General features: G+C 39.7%; 1 protein-coding gene. It reads right to left on the bottom strand.

The genetic code is table 11. The features are described from left to right. Positions 1-23: 23 nt before the first annotated feature. Positions 24-1,277 (bottom strand): IS4 family transposase, encoded by a 1,254-nt coding sequence (locus tag ESY88_RS20635; protein WP_223270920.1) that lies wholly within the window; start codon positions 1,275-1,277, stop codon positions 24-26. Between the last annotated feature and the right edge of the window lie 165 nt (positions 1,278-1,442).

Genomic DNA, 1,442 nt, shown 5'->3' with positions numbered 1-1,442 from the left:
CAATGTCATTAAGTTAAGGTCATTCAAACTCCATCTTTCTGATTTTTGGTTATTTTAGGTTTTATTCTTGATCGATATTTATCAGGATTTCTTTCAGATTTTCGATTGGTCCTAATGGGAACCAAATGTGATTTATATAAAGTTTTGAGTTCTTCCACAATGTCAATCCCGGTTGGCTTTTTATCAAGGAATAAGGTTACAACTCTATCTTTTAAAAGCCCATAGGATATGTTTGTATTTACCTTATAGTCATATTTTTTGTCCCGATTGCTCTCTTTGAGGTCTTCTTCGAGCTCACTGACAATCAAAGTCTGTACGTTGCTCACGAACAATGCCGCCTTGAAATCCTGCAGGATGCTCTGGTTTGAATAGCCAGAGAAATGCTCGATTCTCAATTTGTTCTTGAGCTCATCATAAAAAGTCTCCACGCCCCATCGTTTGAAATATAATTCCTTAAACTGGCTTGTCGGGTGCACATTGCTATCCAATAGTGAGGTCATCAAGATCTCAACGTTTCCCTTGCCCAGATCAATCCTGATCAGTCGTACTTTGATCGGGCTGTTCTTGGTATATTCTTTATCTGAGAGTTTTGCGTTTTTGCCTGGATATATCGATACCACAAGTGATTTTTTTCTGCTCTCTTCAAAATCCTTGACCAGACCGCTAAAACTTGTCTTTGCCCGCATCAGATAATCAAAATCCCGGTTGATGTGCTGATATATGAAATCATATGAGGGATACCCTCTGTCATAGATCATCAGGTCATCACTGTTACAGTGCCCAAGATGGCTAAGGGCCAGATCCCTCTCTCCTCGCTTTAACGGTTCCAGCGCACCATCCAAAACATATTTGTTGAGGACATCATAAATGACAGAGCATCGTGCCTGAACCAAAACCGTGCTCGACTGGTTCTTGGTCTCGCCGTAAATTTCTTTGAGCTCAGCAGTGATCGGCAAGGTGATCCGGGTTCCATCCACCGCAAGCAACCTAAACCCCTTCCATAGTTTTATTGCTGGCTCATTGTCGGTATAGAATTCGTTCAGCAATACTTGGGAGAGCCTATCGAACACTTCAGGCCTAACCTTCTTTCTGGCCTGCACAAAGGCGCTCTTGGTAAACTTGGCATTGGGGCCAACCTTGAGCAGGCTCGTGAAATTCTCTATTTCCAGGGACAGGCTTTTTTTGAGAAAGTTCAACATAAATAAAAGGAGTATTGGAAAACGTTGTTTTCTGTTTCTGGTAAAATGCTCTTTTGAAACTTTGAACTCTGTTTTCAGCCCATTGCCAAAGATCTCTGCCCTTACCTTTTCGAAGATAAAGCTAGTGGTTTTTTTTCATAATTAAATCATTGATTATCAATTAAATATACGACTTATTTTAATAAAAAACAAACATATTTATCTGAAAATCAGTGATTTAAACCGCTAAATTAATGACATTGA

The sequence above is a fragment of the Subsaximicrobium wynnwilliamsii genome (assembly GCF_007997225.1).
In the GTDB taxonomy this organism is placed as follows: domain Bacteria; phylum Bacteroidota; class Bacteroidia; order Flavobacteriales; family Flavobacteriaceae; genus Psychroserpens; species Psychroserpens wynnwilliamsii.
This window is presented reverse-complemented; position numbering and strand designations above follow the sequence as displayed.